Raw genomic sequence first — 2,776 nt, 5'->3', positions numbered from 1 at the left:
AGTATCGAACGCGGGATTACGACGCAGACGGAAGATAAAGCCGGTCTGAAGATGGATCTGCTGGCGAATGCGCGCCGCCGCATTCTGCTGGCTGACAGCAGTAAGTACGGTTCCTGGTCGCTATACTGCGCCGCACCGATTGATAGTTTGACCGATGTGGTGACGGATGCGCGTCTCGACGACGCAGTTTGTCGCGCGTTGCGTGAGCGTGGCATTGGTTTGCAGCTGACAGCCTGATGTAACAAGGTCGCCATCAAAGGCGACCCTTCAGCAACAGGGTTAACCCAATGCTAGCCCTGCCCCGACATTTGCTTGCGTAGGTGCCCATTGATGCGCACCCGTTAATCGCAGCCCACTACGATAGCTTCAATCCCGTCGCCGGAATATTGCGGCCGTAGTAGATTTCACGCATCTCTTTCCACAGCAGATTGGTGATGCGCTTGTGCTCCTGCGGGTTGAGTTCTTCAGGCCTGGTATTGAACAGGTAGTATTTCAGGTCAAATTCCTTCAGTAACATCTTGGTGTGAAAGATATTTTCCTGATAGACGTTCACATCCACCATGTCGTACATCGCCTTCATATCCTCGGACATGAAGTTCTGAATCGAATTGATCTCGTGATCGATAAAGTGCTTTAAGCCATTCACATCACGGGTAAAACCACGCACGCGATAATCAATGGTAACGATATCCGATTCCAGTTGGTGAATCAGGTAATTCAGTGCCTTAAGCGGCGAAATCACCCCACAGGTGGAGACTTCGATATCGGCGCGGAAGGTGCACAACCCCCCCTCAGGATGGCTTTCTGGATAGGTGTGCACGCAAATATGGCTCTTATCCAGATGCGCCACCACCGAATTGGGCAGCGGGCCCGGATGCTCAGATTTATCGATATCCTGCGGATTGATCGGCTCTTCGCTGACCAGAATGGTGACGCTGGCACCCTGCGGTTCATAATCCTGTCGCGCGATGTTCAGCACGTTGGCACCAATGATTGAGCAGGTCTCCGTCAGGATTTCGGTGAGGCGATTCGCATTATACTGCTCATCAATATAGGCGATGTAGCCATCACGCTCCGCTTCGCTGTTGGCGTAGCAAATATCGTAAATACAAAAACTCAGGCTCTTCGTCAGATTATTGAAGCCGTGTAGTTTCAGCTTTTGCAATTTCGTCACTCCTCACACGACAAGGCATTCAGCAGATATTGCGGTAAGGCAAAGCTACCGACATGAATAGCGGGATTGTAATAGCGGCAGCGCAGGCCCGCGTCGTCAAAGCGTGATTGCAGGGTGTCTGCATCCCACTGGCGTAGCGTCTCGTTGTCGCTTGCCCAGGCAAACGTCATGATGCCGCCGTAATAGGTGGGGATCGCCGCCTGATAAAAGCTGACGTCGGAGAAGTAATGGCCGAGTTTACGATGGCTGTTGATCGCTTCGTCCTGCTGCAGGAAACAGACGCCATTCTGTGCCACGAAGATTCCGCCCGGATTCAGCGCCTGTTTACAGCCGGCATAGAATTCAGAGGTAAACAGACTTTCACCGGGACCGATGGGATCGGTGCAATCGGAAATAATGACGTCGAACTTCTCTTGCGTCTGGGTGACGAAATTCACACCATCATCAATCACCAGATTCAGCCGTGGATCGTCGTAGGCACCGGCGCTGTGATTGGGCAGATACGTCTTGCAAAAACTCACCACGCCGGCATCGATCTCAACCATAGTGATCTGTTCAATCGTTTGGTGACGTGAGACCTCGCGCAGCATGGCGCCATCGCCACCGCCAATGATCAGCACGCGTTTCGCCTTGCCGTGCGCCAGGATTGGCACGTGGGTCATCATTTCGTGGTAGATGAACTCATCGCGCTCGGTGGTTTGCACCACACCGTCCAGCGCCATGACACGACCAAAAGCGGCATTTTCAAATATCACCAGATCCTGATGCGCCGTTTTGTCGCGATAAAGCAGTTTATCTACCGTGAAATACTGTCCAAATCCGGCATGAAGCGTCTCATACCACATTTCATTCTGGGCCATGATGGGGCTCTCCTCGAATGTCATCGCCATGAAATTAGGGGAAAAAGCATAGCGAAATCTGACCGTGGTTGCACGGTCAAATCTTCAGCAGCAGAGCGGGATGGCGGGCTATTTGACGTAAGCGAGCAGACTCAGCGAGTCACGCGCCAGCGACTTACACTTCTTGTCATTGGTAATGGCGATACCGCTCAAATCTTTGTAACTCTCTTCGCCGAGCGACTTCATGTTGTAGTTGCTGTAATTGCTCAGATCCCAGCGATTCTGCTGGGCAAAAAACACCAGCGCTTTGCGAATTTGCGCATCGGGTAGATCCTGATAGCCACAATCGTTCTTCAGGTAAACAAACACCGCGGTCAGATCGGCCAGATCTTCTGCTTCGGATTCGCTCAGGGCAAAACTGGTGGAGGAGAAGCCAAGGAGTCCCGCCAGCAGCAGGATCTTGATGCTTTTCGTCATAATCATTCTCAACAATGGACAATTTATTGACGTTAGCACAGTTATTGCAGGGATTCCGCTAAATTTGCCCAAATGGGGCATTCCCACGGTTTTTATCAGCGCATTCTGTTAAGGGGCTTGACCCTCCCGCAGGGTAAAGGTTTACGCTGTGCCCTTATTCACGACAAGGATAAGAATATGCAACGTCGTCATTTTCTAAAGTTGACCGCCGCACTCAGCGCGGCAGGTGCGCTGCCTTTGTGGAGCCGTTCGTTAATGGCGGCTACGCGCCCGCTGTTACTGATCC

4 protein-coding genes and 1 pseudogene are annotated in these 2,776 nt (G+C 52.1%); 2 read left to right on the top strand and 3 right to left on the bottom strand.

The features are described from left to right. Positions 1-237 (top strand): annotated as a pseudogene (locus FT726_RS26660) (DeoR/GlpR transcriptional regulator); the annotation flags it as partial. Positions 238-355: 118 nt separating this feature from the next. Here the strand turns inward: FT726_RS26660 and speD are convergent. The 3 genes from speD to FT726_RS26645 form a co-directional block, all read right to left on the bottom strand. Continuing rightward, positions 356-1,165, bottom strand: a complete 810-nt coding sequence (speD, locus tag FT726_RS26655) for an adenosylmethionine decarboxylase (protein WP_058960874.1) — start codon at positions 1,163-1,165, stop codon at positions 356-358. 5 nt (positions 1,166-1,170) lie between these two features. Continuing rightward, positions 1,171-2,034: a polyamine aminopropyltransferase gene (speE, locus tag FT726_RS26650; protein WP_166934092.1), complete on the bottom strand. Its 864-nt coding sequence runs from the start codon at positions 2,032-2,034 to the stop codon at positions 1,171-1,173. A gap of 108 nt (positions 2,035-2,142) precedes the next feature. Beyond that, entirely contained in the window at positions 2,143-2,490 is a 348-nt protein-coding gene (locus FT726_RS26645) for a YacC family pilotin-like protein (RefSeq protein ID WP_007888732.1), read from the bottom strand. A 177-nt stretch (positions 2,491-2,667) separates the two neighbouring features. Here FT726_RS26645 and FT726_RS26640 point away from each other — a divergent pair. Beyond that, a partial coding sequence (locus tag FT726_RS26640) for a twin-arginine translocation signal domain-containing protein (RefSeq protein ID WP_346303783.1) occupies positions 2,668-2,776 on the top strand: 109 nt, incomplete at its 3' end.

Source organism: Pantoea sp. Morm (assembly GCF_016643525.1).
Taxonomy (GTDB): Bacteria; Pseudomonadota; Gammaproteobacteria; order Enterobacterales; family Enterobacteriaceae; genus Pantoea; species Pantoea dispersa.
This window is presented reverse-complemented; position numbering and strand designations above follow the sequence as displayed.